General features: G+C 61.1%; 19 protein-coding genes. 10 read left to right on the forward strand and 9 right to left on the reverse strand.

The annotated features are described in order from the left end of the window. Nucleotides 1-363 precede the first annotated feature (363 nt). Nucleotides 364-1,347, forward strand: coding sequence for a fatty acid desaturase (locus IMCC21224_RS02680; protein ID WP_047996825.1), 984 nt, complete (start codon nt 364-366; stop codon nt 1,345-1,347). Further along, the gene (locus IMCC21224_RS02685; protein ID WP_047994032.1) at nt 1,344-2,186 is read left to right on the forward strand and encodes a sugar phosphate isomerase/epimerase; all 843 of its coding nucleotides are present in this window, start codon (nt 1,344-1,346) and stop codon (nt 2,184-2,186) included. The genes IMCC21224_RS02680 and IMCC21224_RS02685 overlap by 4 nt, the downstream gene beginning before the upstream one ends. Nucleotides 2,187-2,189: 3 nt before the next feature. Here the strand turns inward: IMCC21224_RS02685 and IMCC21224_RS02690 are convergent, their stop codons facing one another. The 6 genes from IMCC21224_RS02690 to IMCC21224_RS02715 form a co-directional block, all read right to left on the reverse strand. Then, a complete protein-coding gene (locus tag IMCC21224_RS02690; protein WP_047994033.1) occupies nt 2,190-2,495 on the reverse strand; it encodes a hypothetical protein in 306 nt (101 codons plus the stop codon). Nucleotides 2,496-2,582: 87 nt separating this feature from the next. Then, entirely contained in the window at nt 2,583-3,236 is a 654-nt protein-coding gene (locus IMCC21224_RS02695; protein ID WP_047994034.1) for an aspartate/glutamate racemase family protein, read from the reverse strand. A gap of 5 nt (nt 3,237-3,241) precedes the next feature. Then, nucleotides 3,242-4,081 (reverse strand): ABC transporter permease, encoded by an 840-nt coding sequence (locus tag IMCC21224_RS02700; RefSeq protein ID WP_047994035.1) that lies wholly within the window; start codon nt 4,079-4,081, stop codon nt 3,242-3,244. 2 nt (nt 4,082-4,083) lie between these two features. Next, nucleotides 4,084-4,953, reverse strand: coding sequence for an ABC transporter permease (locus IMCC21224_RS02705; RefSeq protein WP_369795983.1), 870 nt, complete (start codon nt 4,951-4,953; stop codon nt 4,084-4,086). Between the two features lie 88 nt (nt 4,954-5,041). Then, nucleotides 5,042-6,307, reverse strand: a complete 1,266-nt coding sequence (locus IMCC21224_RS02710) for a PotD/PotF family extracellular solute-binding protein (protein ID WP_047996827.1) — start codon at nt 6,305-6,307, stop codon at nt 5,042-5,044. A 49-nt stretch (nt 6,308-6,356) separates the two neighbouring features. Further along, nucleotides 6,357-7,334: an ABC transporter ATP-binding protein gene (locus IMCC21224_RS02715; RefSeq protein ID WP_047994036.1), complete on the reverse strand. Its 978-nt coding sequence runs from the start codon at nt 7,332-7,334 to the stop codon at nt 6,357-6,359. Between the two features lie 258 nt (nt 7,335-7,592). On the opposite strand from IMCC21224_RS02715, the gene IMCC21224_RS02725 reads away from it, so the two are divergent. From IMCC21224_RS02725 to IMCC21224_RS02735, 3 genes are all read left to right on the forward strand, one after another. Continuing rightward, nucleotides 7,593-8,291 carry a GntR family transcriptional regulator gene (locus tag IMCC21224_RS02725; protein WP_047996828.1) on the forward strand — a complete coding sequence of 233 codons (699 nt, stop codon included), beginning with the start codon at nt 7,593-7,595 and terminating at the stop codon, nt 8,289-8,291. Beyond that, nucleotides 8,269-9,141: a GNAT family N-acetyltransferase gene (locus IMCC21224_RS02730; RefSeq protein ID WP_231582002.1), complete on the forward strand. Its 873-nt coding sequence runs from the start codon at nt 8,269-8,271 to the stop codon at nt 9,139-9,141. The genes IMCC21224_RS02725 and IMCC21224_RS02730 overlap by 23 nt, the downstream gene beginning before the upstream one ends. A 74-nt stretch (nt 9,142-9,215) precedes the next feature. Beyond that, the gene (locus IMCC21224_RS02735) at nt 9,216-10,544 is read left to right on the forward strand and encodes a cytochrome-c peroxidase (protein WP_047994039.1); all 1,329 of its coding nucleotides are present in this window, start codon (nt 9,216-9,218) and stop codon (nt 10,542-10,544) included. Nucleotides 10,545-10,549: 5 nt separating this feature from the next. Here IMCC21224_RS02735 and IMCC21224_RS02740 read toward each other — a convergent pair whose 3' ends face one another. Together IMCC21224_RS02740 and IMCC21224_RS02745 are read right to left on the reverse strand one after the other, a co-directional pair. Continuing rightward, a complete protein-coding gene (locus IMCC21224_RS02740; protein WP_047994040.1) occupies nt 10,550-12,064 on the reverse strand; it encodes a CRTAC1 family protein in 1,515 nt (504 codons plus the stop codon). Beyond that, on the reverse strand, nt 12,061-13,344 hold the full coding sequence (locus tag IMCC21224_RS02745; RefSeq protein ID WP_047994041.1) for an ROK family transcriptional regulator: 1,284 nt from the start codon (nt 13,342-13,344) through the stop codon (nt 12,061-12,063). Before IMCC21224_RS02745 ends, IMCC21224_RS02740 begins: the two co-directional genes overlap by 4 nt. A 219-nt stretch (nt 13,345-13,563) precedes the next feature. Here IMCC21224_RS02745 and xylF point away from each other — a divergent pair, with 219 nt between their 5' ends. The 5 genes from xylF to xylA all read left to right on the forward strand — a co-directional run bounded on the left by xylF (nt 13,564) and on the right by xylA (nt 19,491). Beyond that, the gene (gene xylF, locus IMCC21224_RS02750) at nt 13,564-14,589 is read left to right on the forward strand and encodes a D-xylose ABC transporter substrate-binding protein (RefSeq protein WP_047994042.1); all 1,026 of its coding nucleotides are present in this window, start codon (nt 13,564-13,566) and stop codon (nt 14,587-14,589) included. A 117-nt stretch (nt 14,590-14,706) separates the two neighbouring features. Beyond that, the gene (locus IMCC21224_RS02755; protein WP_047994043.1) at nt 14,707-16,002 is read left to right on the forward strand and encodes a sugar ABC transporter permease; all 1,296 of its coding nucleotides are present in this window, start codon (nt 14,707-14,709) and stop codon (nt 16,000-16,002) included. After that, a complete protein-coding gene (locus IMCC21224_RS02760) occupies nt 16,002-16,757 on the forward strand; it encodes an ATP-binding cassette domain-containing protein (protein WP_047996829.1) in 756 nt (251 codons plus the stop codon). Before IMCC21224_RS02755 ends, IMCC21224_RS02760 begins: the two co-directional genes overlap by 1 nt. Continuing rightward, nucleotides 16,757-18,193, forward strand: coding sequence for a xylulokinase (xylB, locus tag IMCC21224_RS02765; protein WP_047994044.1), 1,437 nt, complete (start codon nt 16,757-16,759; stop codon nt 18,191-18,193). The genes IMCC21224_RS02760 and xylB overlap by 1 nt, the downstream gene beginning before the upstream one ends. Further along, nucleotides 18,190-19,491: a xylose isomerase gene (xylA, locus tag IMCC21224_RS02770; RefSeq protein ID WP_047994045.1), complete on the forward strand. Its 1,302-nt coding sequence runs from the start codon at nt 18,190-18,192 to the stop codon at nt 19,489-19,491. Before xylB ends, xylA begins: the two co-directional genes overlap by 4 nt. Nucleotides 19,492-19,552: 61 nt before the next feature. On the opposite strand, the gene IMCC21224_RS02775 is transcribed toward xylA, so the two are convergent. Continuing rightward, a complete protein-coding gene (locus IMCC21224_RS02775; RefSeq protein ID WP_047994046.1) occupies nt 19,553-22,546 on the reverse strand; it encodes a cytochrome P460 family protein in 2,994 nt (997 codons plus the stop codon). Nucleotides 22,547-22,728 lie beyond the last annotated feature (182 nt).

Here is a 22,728-nt window from a genome sequence, read left to right on the forward strand (position 1 = left end):
CTGTCTGGCTGGCGAACAGTTCAGAGTTAGGCGCTGGATGAGCGATCTCAGCCGGAAAAAAACTTTTCCGATTCGGCAGCTTAGCAGCATATCGGGCTGGGCGATGTCTCTTATGCGATTGTCGATTCGGCGCGACTCGTTCATAGGTTGTTTTGCGCGACATATTTTCGGCATCACGAACCTTCGCTGGCTCTGCGCTTCCGCGCCTGCAATCTATGAGCGTAAGCGCAATAAATTCCGTCACTTATCGCTGTTCTAGGCGCCGGCCAGATGCCGATGCCAGCTTTGGCATTTTACACAGGCGTGGTTTCCAGCCAAACTGCGGCCATGCCATCCGCCTCTGGGTTTATGGAGTGCCGCACCATGCAAGCCAGTTTTTCCCGTCGCAGCCTGATCGCGCCTGACCGTCTGCGGGCACTAATGCAACGATCCGACCTGCGTGGCGGGCTGCAATTGGGCGGCCATCTCGGAGCACTGTGTCTGACGGGTGCTGTGCTTTGGCAGCTTTGGGGCAGCTGGTGGGCGGTGCCAGTTTTCATGGCGCATGGCGTGCTGATCAACTTTCTTTACGCTGGCCAGCACGAGCTGAGCCACGAAACCGTGTTTCGCACCAAGCCGTTGAACGCGCTGTTTGGGCGGATCTTTGGCTTTGTGCTGATCTATCCGCGCGATTTCGACAAGATCCAGCATTGGGCACATCACCAGCACACGCAGAACTGGGAAAAGGACGGCGAATTGGTGCGCGAACCCTATACTCTGCGGACTTATCTGCTGTGGTTCTGGGGGCTGACCTATTGGCAGACGCGGGTGACGCGGATCGTGCGGTTCTGTCGTGGTGTGGTGGTCGAACCCTATATCCGTCCCGACGAAAATCGCATCGTGATCCGCGAGGCGCGCATTCACGCGGCGCTATATGCCACGATTGCAGGGGTGTCGCTTGTCACCGGCAGTTGGGCGGCGGTGATCCTATGGCTGGCGCCGATGATGCTGATGAAGCCGGTGCATCAGTTGCAAAACACGATTGAACATCTGGGTCTGAGTCACAAGAACGACATTCTCGAAAACACCCGCTCGACCCGCGCGAACGCGATACTACGCTGGCTGTGCTGGCAAATGCCCTATCACACCGCGCATCATACCTTTCCGGCGGTTCCGTTCTGGCAGTTAGGGCAGCTGGACGCCGTGATGCGTGAAAACGGTGCTGCGCCTCATGCGATGGGCTGGATCGAATTCCAGATCGAGGTGATCCGCAAACTACGCGCCAAATCCGAGGCGGACTATCCCTATGACGAGGTCTGGATCGTGCCGCGGGGCGATGGCCGCAGCCAGCGGGTTGAGGCCACATGAGACGTTTGCGCATCTTTCAATCGCTCTGGGCGATGCAGCCACACGATCAAAGCGGTGAGATGCTGCCATTGGACCGGGTGGCGGGCATGGTGGCGGACGCGGGATATGCCGGGCTGGCGATTGATCTGGGGGCGGCGGATATCGAGGTGGCGCATGCGGTGCGTCCGCATCTGGCACGCGAAGGGTTGACGCCGCTGATCGTCGCCTTTCCCCGCAGTGTCGAAAGCCTGCGAGACACGTTGAAAATGGCGGTGGATTTTGGGTCGCCCTATGTCAACGTGGTCGGGCAGGTGTTCCCGCTGACGGTCGAAGGCGCGATCCCGGTGATCCGCCGCTGGATTGAGATGTCGGATGAAATCGGCATGCCGATACATTTTGAAACCCACCGTAACTGCATCACCAACGATCTGTTTTCCACGCTGTCGCTGCTGGATGCAGTGCCCGAGATGCGATTGGCGGCGGATCTGTCGCATTACATCGTCGACCGCGAATTCAAACTTCCGCTCGCGGATTGGGAACGTGGCCTGCTATCGCGCTGTCTGTCACGATCCGACAGCTTTCAGGGCCGGGTGGCCAGCCGCCAGCAAATCCAGCTTCAGATCGGATTTGCCCAACACGCGAAATGGGTCACGCTGTTCGAATCCTTCTGGGCCGAAGGGTTTGCCGACTGGCGCGCCCGCAACGATACCGGCGATCTGGTGTTTTTGTGCGAACTTGGCCCGCCGGAATACGCCATGACGGGGGCGGACGGGCGGGAATTGTCGGACCGCTGGTCCGAGGCGCGCACGCTTATGGCGACGGCCGAGGCGCTGTGGGCGGATCTGGGTGGCGATGGATGAACGCTACAATGCGCCGCCACTGTCGAGTGGTCTGACACCGCTGGCCTGACCTTTGGATGCCAGGCAGCGCCAGCGGTCTTGCGGCGATCCAACGCCGACGATGACCAGCGTGTTGGCCGGGGTGAAGTCCGAGCTGATGACCGTGCCAGTTTGCCTTGCGGCGGTCTGCACGGCGCCCAGGCAGGCAGATTCGTCAGCGGTACTTCCGGTACGCAGGGCCGAGGGGGTGCGGTCTGACCCACCACTGCTGCACCCTGCCAGCGCGAGAAATGTCGAGACCATGATGATCCAGCGGTGTGACGTTGCCATTTTGTCGTCTCCGATCCGTTCGCTTTGACGATAGGGAAGCACAGATCGCTGCGGCGGGGCAACGCGAAATCCCAATGGGGTGCGCGCTCAGGCCTTTGAGCGGCTTAGAAAGCTGGCGACCGTCGCCGCAGCCGCGACGCCGTCGATGATTGGCGCCATGATACGCCCTCGCGCGCGGCGTGGGATGTCGACCATACCGGCGCAGCCCAGCACCAGCGCGTTGATGCAATCCTCGGCCTCGGCGCGTGCCATCTCGTCCAACACCCGCTCAGCGGCCGCGTCGGGATCATTCTCAAGCGCCAGCACCGGCACACCGCTGGCCCGGACACGGGCGCAGGCACCGCGCAGCCCGTAGGTTGTTATATTCCCTTCGAGAATCGGGATCGACACGGCAAGCGTTGTGACCACCGAAAACCGCGCCCCCGCCATCGCCGCAGCGTGATAGCCCGCCTGCCCGATGCCGATGACCGGACAGCGCGCCGCGCTGCGTGCTGCGGCCAGTGCCGTGTCGTCAAAGCATCCGATGATGATCGCGCCCGCGCCGTTGTCTGACGCCGCGCGCACCAGTTCCAGCAGCGGAGCGGTGGCGCGCTCTCCATCTTCAACTCCCTGGATCGACGGCGGCCCCTGATGCGAGGTCACGCCGATAAACCCGCCGCCCGGCACGGCCCGCCGTGCGGCGTCAAGCATCGCCGCCGTCATTGACACTGTGGCGTTCGGATTGATGATTGTAACGGTCATTCAGGTCAGACCATGCCCTTGCCTGCGTCTGAACCGGCCCGCGCCTGACGCCGGTTCATCAGCCATACGGTGATCAGAAATACGCCGATCACCAGAAATGAGAAGACAGTGGTCATTGTCCCCAGCGCAAAGATCACTGGCGTGGTGACGTTGGTGGTCATGCCGTAAATCTCAAGCGGCAGCGTGTTATAGCTGCCCGCCGTCAGCAAAGTGCGGGCGAACTCGTCATAGCTCAGGGTAAAGCCGAACAGCGCCACCCCGATCAGTGACGGCGCGATGATCGGCAACACCACATGGCGGATCGTCTGCCAGTTGGTCGCGCCCTGATCGCGGGCGGCCTCCTCATAGCTTTTGTCAAAACGGTTGAAGACTGCGAACATGATTAGCAGGCCAAAGGGCAGGGTCCATGTCAGTTGTGAGCCAAGGCCCGAGGTGGCCCAGTGGATCTTGAACCCCAGCTGCGAAAAGATCAGCCCGACGCCCAGCGACACCAGAATCGACGGGATCACCAGCGACGTGATGATCAGATAGAACAGCACTGCTGACCCGGCGAACCGCTTGCGAAACGCAAGGCCACCCATCACCGACACCACCACCGTGACCACCATCACAATCACCCCGAGCGCGAGCGATCGGCGGAATGATCCCCAGATGTCGCCGACGGCCTGCTGCTGAAACAGGTCGCGGAACCAGTGTATCGACGTGCCGCGCATCGGAAAGGTCAGCCCGCCTTGCGGCCCCTGAAACGACAGGATCGCAATGGTGATCGTCGGGCCATACAGAAACAACAGGAACAGGCCAAAGAATGTCGCCAGCACATAAAAGGACCGGGGTCTGGGTTCCATGTTCACAGCTCCTTTCGGATGTCGACAAAGCGCAGGAAGATGCCGATGGTGATCAGCACCGTACACAGCAGCACGACTGCGGTGGCCGAGGCCGAGGGGTATTGCAGTAGCGCAATATCGTTCGAGATCAGGCGCCCGACATTGGCGGATTGCGATCCTGACATGAACCGCACGGTGATGAAATCGCCCATGACTAGAGTGACGACAAAGATTGTGCCGATCATGATGCCGGGTTTTGTCAGCGGAATGATCACGTTCCACAGTATCTGACCGCCAGTGGCACCGGCGTCTCGGGCGGCCTCGATCAGGGATTTGTCGATCCGCATCATAGTGTTAAAGATCGGCACCACCATGAACAGCGTATAAAGATGCACAAAGGCAAGGATCACCGAAAAGTCGGAAAACAGCAGCCATTCCAGCGGCTCATCTATCACGCCCCAGCTGATCAGCGTCTCATTGGCCAGCCCGTTGCGGCCAAGGAACGGGATCCACGAGATCATGCGGATGATGTTCGAGGTCCAGAATGGGATCGTGCACAGCAGAAACAGCGCGATCTGCCAGGTCAGTGACCGCACGTGAAACGCCAGGAAATAGGCGACCCAAAAGCCGATTCCCAGCGTCAGTGCCCAGGTGATCGCGGCATATTTGAAGGTGTTGCCAAACACCCGGTAGGTCACGGGTGACCCAAAGAGGAAATCGTAATTCTCACCGGACAAGGCCGGGATGATGGAAAACTCGGTCGCCTGCCAGAAACTGACAATCACGATCACAATGATCGGTAGCACCAGGAACATCGCCAGGATCAGCGCCATGGGGGCGGCCATAAGCCAGCCGGTCACATGGCGGCTTTGAAGGGCCTGTTTCAGCATCATTGGCAGTCTTCCCCTGAGTCGGTGCAGGTCTGGAATGCCGCGCCCCCAGACAGCAGGGGCGCGGCGTGTTGTCTGTGTCAGCGCCAGATCAGGCCGCGATGAATTCGTTCCATTTGCGGACCATGTACTGGTTTTCGTCCATCACGGCGTTCCAGCAGGCCACTGCCCCCATCCGGTCGTTGAACGAACCGCCGTCGCGCACGTCGCCCGCAGCGGCCAGCTGGTCGCCGGTCGGGCTGCTAATGACGTCGGTGGCGGGCTTGCCTTCGAACCAGTAGCCCCATTCGTTTTCGGACATGAATTCTTTGGAGGTTTCCGGAACAGCCGAATAATAACCCTGACGCATCAGGTAGCCGCCGACCCAGCCGCTGAGGTACCAGTTGATGTATTCATACGCCGCTTCGAGTTCGAGGCCGCTCAGGCTGCTCGACAGACCGATGCCGCCGCCCCAGCTGCGATACCCCTCTTCCAACGGCTGGTAGACGCATTCAATGCCGCGCGATTTGACCGCTGTGATGGCGGGGGACCACATCGACTGGATGACCACTTCGCCTGATGCCATCAGGTTGACGCTTTCGTCGAAAGTTTTCCAGAAGGCGCGGAACTGGCCGGCTTTCTTGGCCTCGGTAAAGATCCCGAGGGTCATGTCGATCTCTTCTTTCGTCATGTTGCCCTTGTCGGGGTATTTATATTCGCCCATGGATTCCACGACCATCGCCATGTCCATGATCCCGATGGACGAGATGTCGAGGATCGACGCCTTGCCCTTGAATTCGGGGTTGAGCAGTTCCGACCATTTGCTGATCGGACGGCCAATCAGATCGGGGCGGATGCCCAGTGTATCGGCGTTGTAGATCGTCGGGATCAGGGTCATCCAGCCGGATTCTTCCTGAACAAAGTCGGTGCCGCCGGGACCAGAAGTAAAGCCGACGCTATGCGGTGCGGTGCCCTGCGCGATAGTGCTTTCGGGGGTCAGTTTACCACTGCGAAAGATGCCGACGATCTTGTCGTAATTGGCAATTTTGCTGGTATCCATCGCCTGAAGGTTGCCGGTCGGCCAGACCTTTTTGCAGATCCAGTATTCGATATCGGCAATGTCAAAGCTGTCGGGCTGCGTCGCGGCGCGTTGTGTCACCGCGTCACTGTCCAGTGCCGTCATTTCGAGGGTAAAGCCAAGGTCTTCTTTCACCTTGTTCGCGACGTCGTTCAGGTTTGATACCCCGGTGCCGAACTGGCGCAGGGTCACGTTCTTGATGTTTTGCGCCCAAAGCATCGGTGCCGGAAACGCCGAAGCGGCGGCAGCGGCCGTCGCGCCCTTGAGCACGCTGCGGCGGTTCAGTTTTGTCGATTTCATATCCATGTCTCTCTCCTTGTCAGACGTTCTGCGTGTGGCTGAGGGGGCCTCAGGCCAGCGCATGCAGTTGGGTGGCGTCCCAGCTCAGACCGATCTGGTCCCCTGGGCTTCGTGGTTTGTCGAAAAATGTGCTTTCGGGGACTAGGGCAGTGACCTCCTGATCGCCGGTCATGCGGGCCGTCACGGCCACATGGGTGCCCTGATATTCCACATGCATCACCGCTGCCTGTGTTTCGGATGCGGCAGGGTCAGTGATGGTAATGGCATCCGAGCGGACGGCAAAATGTCCGCGCGGCAGGGCGATCACGTTATGCCCGCCCATGAAACGGGCAACAAATTCAGTACGCGGCGCGTTGAATACATCACGCGCCGGGCCGGCCTGTTCGATCACCGCATTGTTCATCACGACGATCTCGTCAGCCAGCGCCAGCGCCTCGTCCTGACCGTGGGTGACATGCAGAAAGGAAATGCCCAACTCGCGTTGCAGCTTTTTCAGCTCACCCCGCATCCGAATGCGCAGGAACGGATCCAGCGCTGACAGCGGTTCGTCCAGCAGCAGCACTTGGGGCCGCGTGATCAGCGCACGCGCCAATGCGACGCGCTGTTGCTGTCCGCCGGACAGTTGCGCGGGCAGGCGGTCGGCATATTGGATCATATCGACCAGTTCTAGCATTTCCAACGCAGTTTTGTGCCGTTCCGTCTGATCGACGCCCTTCATCTTGAGGCTGAAGGCGACGTTGTCCTTGACGCTGAGATGCGGAAACAGGGCATAGCTTTGAAACATCATCGCGGTGCCGCGCTGGGCAGGGGGCAGATAGGAAATGTCGCGCCCCGCCAGCACGATTGAGCCGTCGCTGACCGTCTCATGCCCCGCGATCATCCGCAGAGTCGAAGATTTACCGCATCCCGATGGCCCAAGCAGGCAAACATACGAGCCAGAGGCGAAATGATGATTGATCGCATTTACGGCGACCGTACTGCCATAGCGTTTGGTCAACGACACCAGTTCAAGATCGTTCTGTTCCATTGTCGTCGAAGCCCCCGTTAGCGATTTGGACTGATGCGACAATGGCGGCAGTTTTCAGGCAATGAAAAACCCGGCGATGGGGCGCGACAGACGCAAGGCGATGAAAATTTACGCACATGCGATGGGGGTGTGCCCGCTGATTGCGCACATGATTGTATACAATGACCCAGAAGATCGCATCCAGACGGGAATCGGCTTGCCCACATCTGAACAGAGCGGCACCCTAAGCGTATGGCGCATACAGATTTGAACAAACAGATGATCCAGATGCCAGCTCAGGGGCGCGACGGCGGATCAAAGGCGGTGGTCGACGGGCTGTCGCTGGCGATCCACGAACATCGGCTGGCTCCGGGCACCAAGCTGGGCGAAGATGAGATCGGAGAGATCTACGGCGTCTCGCGCACGGTGGTCCGGGCCGCATTGCAGCAACTGTCGCATACGCAACTGGTACAGATCGAACGCAACCGGGGGGCCTATGTGGCGCAACCCACGCTGCGCGAAGCACGCGAGGTGTTCGAGGCCCGCGCCCTTCTTGAGGGCCGCACCGCCTGCTGGGCTGCGGAACGGGCCACGCCGCGGGATGTTGATCGGCTGGAACGCCACATCGCAGAGGAGCACGCCGCGCTTGATGTGCAGGACATGGGCCGGGCGCTGCGCCTGTCAGGGCAGTTTCATATCGAACTGGCGCGGATCGCGGATCAGGACACTATCGCAGGTTTTGTCGAAACTCTGATTGCGCGCTCGTCGCTGGTGATCGCGCTTTACTGGCGCCGCTCGGCTGCCTTGTGTGAAAGCAACGCGCATCACGCGCTGATTCAGGCGATCGCGGCCAATGACGGTCCCCGCGCTCAAGAGCAGATGTCGTCGCATTTGATCGACATTCTGTCATCGCTTGACCTGCGTGATCGAACCGCGCCGCCGCGGACCCTGCGCGATGCGTTGCTTGGCCATGCGTGAGGGCGCGCAGATCACGGTGATGACACTGCTGGATCTGGCGCAGGTGCTGGATTGGGCGGCGGCCGAGGGCTGGAATCCCGGCTTGGACGATGCGGATGCCTTTCTGGCCGCCGATCCTGCAGGGTTTCTGGTCCGCAAGGTCGATGAAACTCCGGTTGCCGCAATTTCGGTGGTGAACCACGATCCTGACTTTGCCTTTCTGGGGCTTTACCTCTGTGCGCCAGAGTGGCGCGGGCAGGGGCATGGTTTGGCGATCTGGCAGGCTGGTCTGGTTCACGCCGACGGGCGCACGGTCGGTCTGGACGGCGTTCCCGCGCAAGAGTCGAATTATGTCCGCTCGGGCTTTGTCCGTACTGGTGGCACCGCGCGTTTTGTCGGTCTTCTGACCGGGGCAATAGCCAAGGCGACCGGGTCAGATGTGCCCGGTGCAGTGGCGCCTGACCAGATCCCGGCACTGCTGGCGCGCGAATGGGTTCTGACCGGCATGGCGCGCGAAAGATACCTGACCAATTGGTTTGCCGAGACGCCGACGCGCCGCACCCGCGTGCTGTGCCGCCACGGTGCTGTGGCCGGGTATGGCACGGTCCGCCGCTGTCGTGACGGCGTCAAGGTCGGGCCGTTCTGGGCCATCGACAGCGCAGCCGCCGAAGCGCTGCTGGCCGATCTCGCGGCGGTGTTTGGGGTGACCGAGTATATATTTGACCTCCCGGACAGCGCGACAGATTTTCGGGAAATGCTGGCGGCGCGCGGCTTTGTTAGCACGTTTGACACCGCCCGCATGTATCTGGGGCCAGCGCCCGTCGCCGCGCCCGCGATGTTTCAGGCGGTCACGACGCTGGAGCTGAGTTAACCGGCGCCAGTCCTGCTTGACCCGCGATACTGCTTGCTCTTGACTGGCCGCAATACCGAAGGGGGAGGGAGCCAATGCGACCGATCATCGCCGCGATCTGCGCCGCAGTCGCGACCTCTGGATGGGCCGCGCAAGAGGTCGCGCTGCCCAAGCCATTCACCGACGCGGATTTTATCACGGTGAGCCAGGCCGAAGCCGCATTGGGCCAGCTGCTGTTCTACGATCCGATCCTGTCGGGCAACCGCAACATTTCTTGCGCGACCTGCCACCATCCGCGCTTTGCCACCGGCGACGGGCTGTCGCTGGGGTTGGGCGAGGGCGGCATCGGTCTGGGGCCAGAGCGGGTGGCCAACCCGGACAACCCGCCCGAACAGCGCATCCCACGCAATGCGCCGCCGCTCTTTAACCTTGGCCTGCGGGACATCCGTGTGATGTTCCATGATGGCAGGATCGAAGTTGACCCGACACGCCCATCAGGTTTTCGCACGCCGCTTGAGACCGATATGGAGCAGGGGTTTGTCAGCCTGCTCTCGGCGCAGACCATGTTTCCTGTGTTGTCACCGGACGAAATGGCCGGGCATTACGACGAAAGCGATGTGTCGCAGGCGGTCAGGCGCGGACAGCTGACGGGCGAGGGCGGCGCGTGGCAGATCCTGTCGCAACGGGTCGCTGCGCTTCCGGCCTATGCCGATGCATTTGCGCAGGTTTACCCGGCGATTGCCGGTGGCGCGCCGATCCGGTTTACCGATATATCCAACGCCATCGCCGCCTTTGTTGCGCTGGAATGGCGCGCCGATAACAGCGCTTTTGATGCTGCCCTGCGGGGCGAGGCGCCGCTGAATCCGCAGGCGCAGCGCGGGGCGGATCTGTTCTATGGGGCGGCGGGATGTGCGGCCTGCCATTCGGGCACCATGCTCAGCGATCAGGGTTTTCATGCCATGGGCCAGCCCCAGCTTGGCCCCGGAAAAGCTGAGCGGTTCGAAAATCACCAGCGTGACCTTGGCCGGATGCGTGTGACCGGGCGTTTGTCGCAGGCCTATGCCTTTCGCACGCCGCCGCTGCGCAACGTAACCCGCACCGGCCCATGGGGCCATGCCGGGGCATATGCCGATCTGCGCGCCTTTCTACGCCAGCATGCTGATCCGGCGGCGGGGCTGGCGCGTTATCAACCGCAGGCCGTGCTGACCAAAGGTGAGGTGGGCAAACCGGACTGGACGATCCTCGACGATCCTGCCGAGCGCGCAGAGATTGCCGCCGCAGTCACGATGGTCCCGGTGCCGCTGGCCAAAGTCGATCTGGACGCATTGATGGCGTTTCTCGACAGTCTCACCGATGCGGGGGCGATAACGGGCCGAATGGGGGTGCCGGATACGGTGCCGAGCGGACTGCCGATTGATCGCTGAGGCGGCTACTGGCCAGGTGTGTTTCTGAGGATCTCAATCCGCTGGTCTGATTGGACCATCTGCCAGGGATCCACGGTGCCATCTGGCCAGGTGATCTGCACCTGCACCTCCTGCGCATCGCCCAGACCAAAATGCATCGGCCCGGCCTGTCCGCTGCCATGCCCGCCGCCGATTGTCACCTCCTGCACCCATTTCGCGTCTTCGCCTGCCCGAACCGTGACCCAGGCACCAACCGCGCGGCTGTTGACGCCCTTTTGGCGTGGCTCGACCGCCAGCCAGTGGCTCGCGCCGGGGGTCAGATTCTGCCACAGTTCCAGCGGCGCGCGGCGATTCACCACCACAAGATCCAGCCGACCGTCACCGTCGAAATCCGCCAGACCCGCACCGCGTGAGCGCTGCGGCCCCGCGATCCCCGCCGCGCCGCCTGCTTCGGCAAAGGTGCCGTCCGGCTGTTGCATCAACAGGTTATTGGGGTCGGCCATGGCGTTTGAAGGCATCTGATCCACATTGCCCTTGGCGATGAACAGGTCGATCCGCCCGTCATTGTCCACATCGCCGAACTGCGCGTGCCAGCCAGTCGAAGGTCGCCCGTCGTCGCCCTGATAGGGTCGTTGCGCATAGGTGCCAAAGGCGTAGGGCACCGACCGCAGCGTCCCACCTTCATTGATCTGCAAGAGTTGATCGCCCATTGAGGTCAGCATCACATCCGGCAACCCGTCGCCAGATATGTCGCCGCTGGCGATCCCCATACCCCAGAGCGACACACGGTCCCAACCGTCCGCCTCGGTCCGAGGGGTCAGGGGATCCAGCCGCCACATTTCTTCGTAGCCGCCGCGCACATAGTAATGCCGGTCGTTCGAGATCCGCAGTTCAGGCACGCCAATACGCATCCAATCCGAGATCAGCATCGACAGCGCGCAAAAACCCGGTTCGAGCAGTATGGGCGCGCGGTAACCCGCCGCCCTGGGCCGGTGCAATTCATTGACGTCGCAGGCCTCGAACGGGCCATCGGGATCATCTCGGTTGACGTAATTACCAATCGCCAGGGTCGGCCAGTCGCGGTCTGCCTCCCATGTGGCGGAAAACGCGGTACTCCAGCGGTCGCGGCCGTGAAATCCCCAATCGGCGCGAGTGAAACCGCAGGCGCCGTCACCACGAAGCAGCAGGTTTTCGCCCACCCGCAGCAGCATCAGGTCCAGTGCTCCGTCACTGTCTACATCCAGCGGATATGCTCCGGTCACGCCGGTGAAGTCTTGGATTGTGCCAAGGTCAAACGCCAGCGGTGCACCCGGCGCGCTGGTGCGGTTGATGAACAGCCGCCCGGTGTTTTCGCCACCGGCGGCGTAGAAATCCGGCAGTGTATCGCCGTTGCAATCCAGCACGGCGACGCCACCGCCGACAAAATGCTCCCATCCGCCGCCATAGATGTGCTGCACGGGCAAAGCGCCAGCGCGGTCTTCAAAAACCGGGCCGGCAACGGCGCTGCAGGCCGACACAACCCAGATGGCGAATGCCTTCATCCGCTGACACCGTCGCGCGACTTGCTCAGACGAGCTTCAGTGACAGAGGACAGGGCCAACGCCGCCGCGCCGCGCGCCCAAAGCAGATCACCCCAGGCATGAACCTCGATCGCGGGGGCAGGGCGACCCGAGCGCAGGATCAGGTTTTCCATCTCGGCCAGAGTGTCGTCAGCATAGAGGTAGTCAAAGCGCATTCTCTCACCGCTTAGAATGATCAGCGCAGGGTCAAACAGGTTGGCGATATTGGCAAGCCCTACCGCCAGATAGCGACCCGCCCGGCGAAAGATCGACCGCGCCGCGCCATTCCCGGCCTTGGCATGATCAAAGAGGCTTTCGAGCAAAATTGACATGCTCTGCCCGTCCTTGTGCATCCAGTTCAATGCCGTCGTCGCCTCGCGCGCCAACGCATAATCGGCGACATATGCCTCAAGACAGCCGCGCTGACCGCAGCGGCACAGCGCCCCGTCCAACTGCACCTTGGTATGGCCCAGCTCAAGCCCCAGCCCCTGCGAGCCGCGATACAGCCGATGGTTCAGCACGAGACCCATGCCGACACCGTGTTCGATTGTCACAACGGCAAAATCCGCCATGGCACGTCCGGCACCGAACCACAGTTCGGCCAAGGCGACCAGATTGGCGTCGTTGTCGATGATTACTGGCAGGCCCAGCCGTTCGCTGACGATCCCGGCAAAGTCCAGATCCGATTCCTGCATGATCGGCGACCAGAATACCCGGCCCTGCGAATGATCGACAAATCCCGGCAGTCCCATGCCCAATGCTGAAATCTGCGAGCGCTCAAAACCGGCCGCCTGTATGACGCGATCAACGAGTTGCTCACAACCGGTCAGGATGTCCTCGGTGCTGCGCCGTCCCGGTTCGGCCGGGATCACTTGCGACGCGATCACGTTGCCGGTGAAGTCGACGACAACCGCAGTATGTTCGCGATCCGAAAACTTCATTCCGACGACGTAATGCGCATTGGCCCGCACCCCCAGCGCCACCGGGGGGCGTCCGCGCCCGGAATCGGCACCGTCGCGCGAAATTGCCACCTCTTCGAGCAGTCCAGCCTCGATCAGGTCAGAAGTCAGGGTGGTCACGGACGCCGGGCTGACGCCCAGCTCTTTGGCGACCTGAACGCGGGGCATCGTGCCAACCGCCCGCACCCGCTCAAATATCTGCTGGCGCAGCGGGCGCATTGCTTCGCTCAGCGGCGCGATCAGAGGACCGCAGCCATTTCGGTCAGTGGCGGGGGCGTTCGCGGTCTCTGCATCAAGTGACATTTTTTTGTTTGCCCGTAAAAGTAAAGCTGCGTCGAATTCTTTGCGTTCACCCTGCTTACTATCACTTTGCGCAAAAATCCTGCAAAATATTTATGCCATCGACGAAATCGTCGCGATTTTTATTTTGACAGCTAAATTAAACTAAGGCATCGTCACAGCACTCCGGAGAATCTGCCGGACGGGCCCGCAAAGGGGTCCCGTATCTATGGGAGGATACCTATGAAACGCACAATTCAGGCCGCCACATTGGCGGCCGCATGTTTTGCAGCGCCTGCATTCGCGCAAGATATGACCGTCGGCGTAAGCTGGTCCAACTTTCAGGAGGAGCGCTGGAAAACCGACGAAGCTGCCATCAAAGGCGCGCTTGACGCTGCCGGCATCGGCTATGTGTCGTCGGACGCGCAATCATCCTCGGCCAAGCAGCTGTCGGATGTAGAAAGCCTGATCGCGCAGGGCGTTGACGCACTGATCATTGTGGCGCAGGACGCAGCTGCCATTGGACCGGCCGTGGAGGCCGCGTCGGACGAAGGCATTCCCGTGGTCGCCTATGACCGCCTGATCGAAGATCCCCGGGCCTATTACCTGACCTTTGACAATGTCGAGGTTGGCCGGATGCAGGCCCGCGCGGTATTTGCTGCGCAGCCCACAGGCAATTACGTCATGATCAAGGGCTCGGCCCAGGATCCCAACGCGGATTTCCTGCGCGGCGGCCAGCAAGAGATTATTCAGGCCGCAGTTGACGCGGGCGACATCACCATCGTTGGCGAGGCCTATACCGATGGCTGGCTGCCCGCCAACGCGCAGCGCAACATGGAGCAGATCCTGACCGCGACGGACAACCAGGTCGACGCGGTTGTGGCTTCGAACGACGGTACCGCGGGTGGTGTCGTCGCGGCGCTGACGGCGCAGGGCATGGACGGCATTCCGGTGTCAGGTCAGGACGGTGATCATGCCGCGCTGAACCGCGTCGCACTGGGCACGCAGACCGTGTCGGTCTGGAAGGACGCACGTGAGCTGGGCAAGAATGCGGGCATGATTGCCGTCGCTCTGGCCAATGGTTCCGCAATGGAAGCGGTTGGCGGGTCGGTGAAATTCACCACCCCCGGTGGCAACGAGATGAACGCCACCTTCCTCGCCCCCGTTGCCGTGACCAAGGACAACCTGTCCGTTGTGGTCGATGCGGGCTGGATCACGCAAGAGGCGCTGTGCCAGGGTGTGACCGCAGGCCCCGCGCCCTGCAACTAAGCCACTGACGCGCCTCCGGCTGTGACCGGGGGCGCGACACCAGGGCGGATACCGCAGGCCGATGGTGCCGCGACACCGCCCTCCCAACTTACACGCGCAGATGAACGAGGTACGCCCATGGCCGATACCGCTACAAACGCTCTGACCGGGCGCAAAAAGAGTATTTTCGAGACACTCGAACTGGATACCCGCCTGCTGGGCATGATCGGTGCGTTCATTGTCCTGTGCCTGGTGTTCAATGTCTTTACAGATGGCCGGTTCCTGACACCGCGCAACATCTTTAACCTGACGATTCAGACGGTCAGCGTGGCGATCATGGCGACCGGGATGGTCTTTGTGATCGTCACACGCCACATTGATTTGTCGGTCGGCTCGCTCCTCGCGACCTGTTCCGCCGTGATGGCGATGACGCAGACCGTGGTGATCCCGCAGTGGCTGGGCCTTGGACTTGATTCGGCGTTGACCACGCCTGTGGCCATTCTGGTCGGGCTGGTTGTAGGCGGAGGCATCGGCGCGCTGAATGGCTGGTTCATTGGATATCTGGCGATACCGTCCTTTATTGTGACGCTGGGTGGGCTTCTGGTCTGGCGCAACACCGGCTGGTATCTGACCAACGGCCAGACCATTGGCCCGCTGGACGAGACGTTCCAGCTGTTTGGCGGCACCAACGGTACGCTGGGGGAAACGGCATCCTGGGTGGTGGGGGTCGTGGCCGTGGTGGCGGCGCTGTTGGCGCTGATATCGGCACGGCGCTCCAAAATCCGGCATGAGTTCCAGGTCAAACCGATGTGGGCCGAAATCCTGCTGGGCGCGATCATCGCCGGCGTTATTCTTGGCTTTGTCGCCCTGCTGAACGCTTACGAGGTTCCGGGTCCCCGACTGGAGCGGATGTTCGAAGCGCGCGGAGAGGTCATGCCCGAGGGCTATACCCAAGGGTACGGCATCCCGATTTCAGTCCTGCTATTGATCATCATCACCGTGACAATGACAGTGGTGGCGCGGCGCACCCGATTGGGGCGCTATATCTTTGCCACCGGCGGCAACCCGGATGCGGCGGAACTGTCGGGCATCAACACCCGCCTGCTGACGGTCAAGGTGTTTGCCCTGATGGGTGTGCTTTGCGCAATCTCGGCGGTGGTCGCGTCGTCGCGGCTGACCTTTCATTCCAACGATATCGGCTCGCTGGACGAGTTGCGCGTGATCGCGGCTGCCGTGATTGGCGGCACAGCGCTGGCAGGTGGGATCGGCACGATCTACGGCGCCATCCTGGGTGCGCTGATCATGCAGTCGCTGCAATCGGGCATGGCCATGGTCGGCGTCGATGCACCATTCCAGAACATCGTGGTCGGCATGGTGCTGGTGGCCGCCGTCTTTATCGACATCCTTTACCGCAAGCGCACGGGAGCGAAATGATGACCGAGACCAAGCTTGTTGAACTCCGCGACATCTCGATCTCGTTTGGTGGGATCAAGGCTGTCGATCACGTCAGCGTCGATCTGTATCCGGGCGAAGTCGTCGGTCTGCTGGGCCACAACGGCGCGGGGAAGTCGACGCTGATCAAATGCCTGTCCGGGGCGTACCGGCAGGACAGCGGCGACGTGTTCGTGAACGGCGAAAAGGCCGTGATCAACAACCCCCGCGACGCGCGGCGCTATAATATCGAGACGATTTACCAGACGCTTGCGCTGGCGGATAACCTTGATGCGGCGTCCAACCTGTTTCTGGGGCGTGAATTGGTCACGTCCTTGGGGCTGGTCGACGATGGCGCGATGGAGGCCGAGACCCGCAAGATCATGGCGCGGCTGAATCCGAACTTCCAGAAATTCTCGGCCCCTGTATCCGCGCTGTCGGGGGGGCAGCGCCAATCGGTGGCGATCGCCCGTGCGGTCTATTTCAACGCCAAGATCCTGATCATGGACGAACCGACTGCCGCCCTTGGCCCGCAGGAAACCCAGATGGTGGCCGAGCTTATTCAGGAACTCAAACGGCAGGGGCTGGGCATCTTCCTGATTGATCACGATGTGCATCAGGTCAAACGCCTCTGTGATCGTGCCGCCGTGATGAAGAATGGCGAACTGGTCGGCGTGGTCAAAGTCGATGACGTGACCGAGGATGATCTGCTGGCCATGATCATTCTGGGCAAGAAACCTGAACATTTGGCGGCGTGATGTATATTGGACTGGATCTTGGGACTTCGGGTCTCAAAGGAATTGTGATCGACGATGCGCAGCGCGTGGTGGCCGAGGCCACTGCGCCACTGACAGTCAGCCGCCCCCGCGATGGTTGGTCGGAACAGAACCCGGCTGACTGGATCTCAGCGTCAGAGCATGTGCTTGATGCGCTGTCGGCGACTGTATCTCTGGGCGCGGTTCGGGCGATTGGACTGTCAGGGCAGATGCATGGCGCGACCGTGTTGGACACCGCTGACGAGGTGCTGCGCCCCTGTATCCTGTGGAATGACACGCGTTCTGCGACGCAGGCCGCAGCAATGGACGCTGATCCGCATTGGCGGGCGATTTCGGGCAGCATCGTCTTTCCCGGATTTACCGCACCCAAGATTGCCTGGCTTCGCGAGAATGAACCGCAGGTATTCGACAGGATCGCCCGCGTGCTGCTGCCCAAGGATTTCCTGCGGCTGTGGCTGACGGGCGAACACGTGGCCGAAATGTCGGATGCGGCGGGGACAAGCTGGCTCGACACTGGCGCGCGGGATTGGAGCGATGATTTGCTGAACGCCTCGGGCCTGACTCGCGCTGCGATGCCGCGCCTGGTCGAGGGGTCTGACGTTTCGGGAACATTGCGTGCGGATATTGCCGGGCGCTGGGGTCTGCCTGCGTCCGTTGTGGTGGCTGGCGGCGGCGGTGACAACGCCGCATCGGCCATCGGCATGGGCGTGGTGCGGGCTGGTCAGGCGTTTGTTTCGCTGGGCACCTCGGGAGTGCTGTTTGCCGCCAATGACGGGTATCAGCCCGACCCAGCGACTGCTGTACACACTTTTTGCCATGCGCTGCCCGGCAAATGGCATCAGATGGGGGTGATCCTGGCCGCGACCGACGCGCTCAATTGGTATGCGGGGCTGGTGGGCAGTACTGCGACCGAACTCACAACAAATCTTGGCAGCCTGCAAGCTCCTGGAAAGACGCGGTTCCTGCCCTATCTTGGAGGCGAGCGGACGCCACTGAATTCGGCCACCGTGCGCGGTGCCTTTCTGGGGCTGGAACATGCTACTGACCGCGCTGCCGCAACGCGCGCCGTTCTCGAAGGTGTGGCGTTTGCGCTTTGTGATTGCCGCGATGCGCTGGCGGCCACTGGCACGACGATCAACACCTGCGTGGCAGTGGGGGGCGGCAGCCGGTCAGACTACTGGCTGCGTCTAATCGCTACCGCGCTGGATCTGTCGCTGTCGGTGCCCAAGGACGGCGATGTCGGCGCGGCCCTTGGGGCGGCGCGTCTTGGCATGATGGCGGCAACGGGCGATACCACCCTCGCCACGCTGCCGGTCCTGTCCCACACAATCGAACCAGAGCCCGCCCTGCGGGACGCCTTTGCTGCGGGCCATGCCCGCTATCGCGCCGCATCTGCGGCCCTTTCGGAGCTCACATGACTGATTTCTTCAAAGATATCCCCGCCGTCACCTATGAAGGTCCAGACAGCAGCAACGAATTCGCCTTTCGCCACTACAACCCGGACGAGGTTGTGCTGGGCAAGCGGATGGAAGATCACCTGCGCTTTGCCGTCGCCTACTGGCACAGCTTTGCCTGGCCGGGCGGCGATCCGTTTGGTGGCCAGACCTTTGATCGCCCATGGTTCGGCGACACGATGGATCTGGCGAAACTCAAGGCCGATGTCGCGTTCGAAATGTTCGACCTGCTGGGCGCACCGTACTTCTGTTTCCACGATGCGGATGCCCGCCCCGAGGGCGGCAGTTTTGCCGAGACGCGCCGCAATCTCGAGGAAATCGTCGATTACTTCGGCGAAAAGATGACCACCGCCAAAACCAAGTTGCTTTGGGGAACGGCGAATATGTTCACCCACCGCCGCTATATGGCGGGTGCTGCGACCAACCCTGATCCAGAGGTTTTTGCATATGCCGCCGCCACGGTGAAAAGCTGTATGGATGCGACGCAGAAACTTGGGGGCGAAAACTATGTCCTCTGGGGCGGGCGCGAAGGCTACGAGACGCTGCTGAACACCGATCTCGGGCGCGAGACGGAACAGGCTGGCCGGTTCCTGTCGATGGTGGTCGAATACAAACACAAGATTGGTTTCAAAGGCGCGATCCTGATCGAACCCAAACCGCAAGAGCCATCCAAGCATCAGTATGACTATGACGTCGCGACGGTCTTTGGCTTTCTCAAGCGGTTTGGACTGGAGAACGAAGTGCAGGTCAATATCGAGCAGGGTCATGCCATCCTTGCGGGGCATTCGTTCGAACATGAAATCGCGCTCGCCTCGGCATTAGGGATCTTTGGGTCCATCGACATGAACCGCAACGACTATCAGTCCGGCTGGGACACTGACCAGTTCCCCAACAATGGGCCAGAGGTGGCGCTGGCCTATTACGAGATCCTGCGCGCAGGTGGATTCACCACCGGAGGCACCAATTTCGACGCGAAACTGCGGCGCCAGTCACTGGACCCTCAGGATCTGATTTTGGCTCATGTCGGCGGAATGGACAGCTGCGCGCGCGGGCTCAAGGCGGCGGCAGCGATGCTGGCGGATGGCGGGCTTGAGGCTGCTCGTTCCGACCGTTATGCGGGCTGGGACACGCCAGAGGCGCGGGCTATGTTGACGAGCGATCTTGCCACGATCGCCACTGGAGTTGAGGTCAACGCTACCGATCCTGCGCCGCGCTCGGGTCGTCAGGAACGGCTTGAGAATCTCGTCAACCGCTTTGTCTGATCTTGTCGGGTGGTCGGCAACGCGTCGACCACCCAGTTTGCGGGGCAACAGTGCTGTGGCGTCAGTCTAGCCCGTCCGCCGCACTGGTGACTTTCAGCTTCCAATCTGCGATTAGAGTTCCTTCGGTCTGGAGCCTGCTTGCCAGATAATAGAGCCGTTGCGTCGCCGGGCCAGTCGGTGCCGTGACAAACCGCTGGCGCAGGTAATAAGGCGGAATCGCCTGCGAATAGAGCGTCGCCGTCACTGTGACTTTTTTGAGGTCGATGCCTGCGGGCAGGGAAATTCGATATTCTGTCCGGTCCGTGCCGGGTTTGAAATCCGGGTCCTGTAATGCGCGCCCTTCGGGTCGTGTCGCCTTCATGAAAGCTTCGGTCACTGCGCTGTCGCCGAATTTGGCCTGGAACGCGTCACTGCCCGGATCCAACGTGCCATGTGGTGTCAGCCGGTTGTCCTTGGGGTGGAAATCGCGCTGGACAAAACTGGTGGTGAATTCGCGTTTCGCATTCTGGGTCAGCTCCTCGTAGATTTGTACCTGATTTTGGTCATAGATCACCTGATGGTGCGGCTGATACAGCGCTTCGGTCGCACCTTCGGGCACAACATCCAGAAACTCGGTCTTGAGTGGTGTCTTGTCCGCGCCCAGGATCACCCCGGCGCCATTGGTACATCCCGAACACCACAGCATGTCACCATCGGCATCCACGGCGCGAACCTCAAGAAACGCGCGGCGAAATCCAACGCCCGAGGGCAGGCGATGCCCGGTCTTGTTGGTCACATCGACTTGCGCCAGCAGCCCGTCATAGCCCGCGGTCACAGCAACTGTGACATCAGCCGTTTCGTCCCGCGCCTGTAGCGCCATGGTGTCGATCGACAGTTGCGCGCCGTTGGTGGCTGACGTCATCGGATCGGTGCGGCTCATCCCCAGCTCGGCGCTGAATTGGCGAAGCATCTCGACCATAAAGACATTCAGCCCGACAAAGCTGTGACGTTTGTAGTCGTCTCGGAAGGGGACATCGACCTCATCCGTCGGCAGCAGATTTTCGACATCCGGCATCATGGAGTCCTGGATCGACGCGATCTGGGTTGTGATGCTGTCCAGTTTAACCTTGCCGTCCGCGCTTTCGAAATTGCCCTTCATGTGGCAATCTTGACAGGATTGTGCCGTGCCAGGTTCGTTGTAGATCGAGTTGACCCATTCCAGATAGGTTGCCTGTTCGACCGAATGCTGGAAATCGGTCAGCGCCTCGGGAAAGGTGACGCCGTACTGATCCTTGAGGAACGCCGCGCCATTGGCGCCGGCCGCATTGAATACGGCCTGATCGGCGGCGGTGTACCCTTCGAGAGGTTCGGACATATTTGCATCGACATTAGGCAGGTTGATCGTGTGGCAGGCGCCGCACAGTTCACTGTCCTTGATATAGTCGTCATGAACCGGGGTGATCCCCATAGCGTTCTGCATCGGTTTCTGCCGCACGTCCTGAAACGGGCCGATCAGGCGGTCGCTGTCGTTCAGGCGAAACACCCCTGTGGTGCCGTTCATCAGGTAGGTGTCGAGGGTGTTGTAATCCGGCTGTCCTTCGGCGCGCTGCGGCGGGGCAATGTGGTGGCAGACGGCGCAAGAAATGCCCTCACGCGCGAGATTGCCGTATTCATGGTAGGGCAGGGTGCCATCAGCCTCTTGCTTGGCCTTCTCTGCCTCGGTCAAGGGGTCGTGTAGCAAGGTGTAGGCGACCTTGAAATTGTTGGGATCCAACCCTTTGTTGGGCATCGCATGGGCGTCGATGCCAAGCTGGCGCTGGCCCATCGCACCGTGGCACGACAGGCATGTCGTGCCAAGATTCGAGGTAAGATCGCCGTTGCCCGCCTGTTTCAGCAGGGCGAATTCGCTCTCCAACTGGGCGTAGAAGATCGGGTCGCGCCCGGCCAGCCCCATCGGAGACCAGCGCCATTCGCCATATTCCGAGATGTTATAGCCTTCGCCGTAATTCGGCCCGGTCTGAAGGAACATTGTCGTTCCGTAGGGGGGACCGCCCAGCCCACCGTGACAGCCGACGCAATTGTCCGAACTCAGGAAGTGCTGCGGTGTGTCCGGGCGCGACGGCACGTGATCCAGCCATTGGCTGGGCAATGTCTGCACCTGAGTCACGTCGATGCCGCCTGCAGGCGGGAATGTTGCTGCAAACGCCGGATTGACCGCAGTGGGGGATGCCTCGGCCATGGCGTTAAGCTGACGCAACGCAGACTCGTCGTGAAAGAAATCGTCGATCAGGGCGGCTTCGGTTGCGCCCATCGCGGGGCGCTGCCACTTTGGCAAGTTGAAGGGGCCGGGAGGGAAGCCGGACAGATTGCGCCAGCTTTCATCGACGTTAAAAATTAACGGTTCGCCCGGAAAACCTTCGATATTGGCGAGCGCAGAGAAGATCAGTTCCTCGGCGGCAGAGGCGTGGCAGCGCATGCACGTCCCTGCGCCGGCCTGACCCGACGCCGGGCTGTAAGGCGGCTGGAAATTGTCAATCGCAGCGTCTTGCCCCACGGATGCAAAGAACCAGCCCCCGTGCGATATGGTCTGATCCTTGACCATCACCGTCCAGTTCAGCCCACCATCCTTGCGCAGATAGTCGAGCATCTCTTCCTCGACCTTGGCGGGGTCGTCGGGGTGCAAAAAGGTTAGCATTTCCCGGTATTCATTATAGTGGGCAGAGGGCGGAGACACCATTTCCTTGACCACCATCGCGCCGTCGGGAATGGCGCCGGTGCGCCCCCCCTCAAGCCAGGTCAAAACCTCGGGCGAATAGTAGATCCGCACGGCAGGGTGGACGCCGTAGCTGGTGCCAAGGACAAACGGCCCGGTGTCGCGCCAGCTTTTGTCGCGGGTCCAGCCAAGGACCGCAAAATCCCGCTCAGCGATAAAAGGATACAGCGCGCTTTCGTAGTCTAGCAGGGGTAGATCTGACGGCAAAGGCAGGGTGGCGGGCGCTTCGGATTGCGCCTGTGCAAGGCCCGGCTGGCCTGACATTCCAAGGGCAAGCGCCGCCAAAAGTATGAAACGAGCCATTCCAAAATCCTCCCTCAAATGCCTGACGTCAGAATGACCACAGGGATCCGATCACGCAACTTTTAATTGAAGTTTATTTTTTAACTCTCCGAATCGCGCGATGCATCCGGCTGATGGGGGTGCGGTCGCATGCATAAACTGGGTTAGTTTAGCGAACAAATTACTAAGATCGGACCGGGATA

Source organism: Puniceibacterium sp. IMCC21224 (assembly GCF_001038505.1).
GTDB lineage: Bacteria > Pseudomonadota > Alphaproteobacteria > Rhodobacterales > Rhodobacteraceae > Puniceibacterium.

Excerpts from the sequence above, each read along its gene's own strand:
- IMCC21224_RS02680 (WP_047996825.1), top strand. The coding sequence starts at position 364 with ATGCAAGCCAGTTTTTCCCGTCGCAGCCTGATCGCGCCTGACCGTCTG.
- IMCC21224_RS02685 (WP_047994032.1), top strand. The coding sequence starts at position 1,344 with ATGAGACGTTTGCGCATCTTTCAATCGCTCTGGGCGATGCAGCCACAC.
- IMCC21224_RS02690 (WP_047994033.1), bottom strand. The coding sequence starts at position 2,495 with ATGGCAACGTCACACCGCTGGATCATCATGGTCTCGACATTTCTCGCG.
- IMCC21224_RS02695 (WP_047994034.1), bottom strand. The coding sequence starts at position 3,236 with ATGACCGTTACAATCATCAATCCGAACGCCACAGTGTCAATGACGGCG.
- IMCC21224_RS02700 (WP_047994035.1), bottom strand. The coding sequence starts at position 4,081 with ATGGAACCCAGACCCCGGTCCTTTTATGTGCTGGCGACATTCTTTGGC.
- IMCC21224_RS02705 (WP_369795983.1), bottom strand. The coding sequence starts at position 4,953 with ATGATGCTGAAACAGGCCCTTCAAAGCCGCCATGTGACCGGCTGGCTT.
- IMCC21224_RS02710 (WP_047996827.1), bottom strand. The coding sequence starts at position 6,307 with ATGAAATCGACAAAACTGAACCGCCGCAGCGTGCTCAAGGGCGCGACG.
- IMCC21224_RS02715 (WP_047994036.1), bottom strand. The coding sequence starts at position 7,334 with ATGGAACAGAACGATCTTGAACTGGTGTCGTTGACCAAACGCTATGGC.
- IMCC21224_RS02725 (WP_047996828.1), top strand. The coding sequence starts at position 7,593 with ATGATCCAGATGCCAGCTCAGGGGCGCGACGGCGGATCAAAGGCGGTG.
- IMCC21224_RS02730 (WP_231582002.1), top strand. The coding sequence starts at position 8,269 with ATGCGTTGCTTGGCCATGCGTGAGGGCGCGCAGATCACGGTGATGACA.
- IMCC21224_RS02735 (WP_047994039.1), top strand. The coding sequence starts at position 9,216 with ATGCGACCGATCATCGCCGCGATCTGCGCCGCAGTCGCGACCTCTGGA.
- IMCC21224_RS02740 (WP_047994040.1), bottom strand. The coding sequence starts at position 12,064 with ATGAAGGCATTCGCCATCTGGGTTGTGTCGGCCTGCAGCGCCGTTGCC.
- IMCC21224_RS02745 (WP_047994041.1), bottom strand. The coding sequence starts at position 13,344 with ATGTCACTTGATGCAGAGACCGCGAACGCCCCCGCCACTGACCGAAAT.
- xylF (WP_047994042.1), top strand. The coding sequence starts at position 13,564 with ATGAAACGCACAATTCAGGCCGCCACATTGGCGGCCGCATGTTTTGCA.
- IMCC21224_RS02755 (WP_047994043.1), top strand. The coding sequence starts at position 14,707 with ATGGCCGATACCGCTACAAACGCTCTGACCGGGCGCAAAAAGAGTATT.
- IMCC21224_RS02760 (WP_047996829.1), top strand. The coding sequence starts at position 16,002 with ATGACCGAGACCAAGCTTGTTGAACTCCGCGACATCTCGATCTCGTTT.
- xylB (WP_047994044.1), top strand. The coding sequence starts at position 16,757 with ATGTATATTGGACTGGATCTTGGGACTTCGGGTCTCAAAGGAATTGTG.
- xylA (WP_047994045.1), top strand. The coding sequence starts at position 18,190 with ATGACTGATTTCTTCAAAGATATCCCCGCCGTCACCTATGAAGGTCCA.
- IMCC21224_RS02775 (WP_047994046.1), bottom strand. The coding sequence starts at position 22,546 with ATGGCTCGTTTCATACTTTTGGCGGCGCTTGCCCTTGGAATGTCAGGC.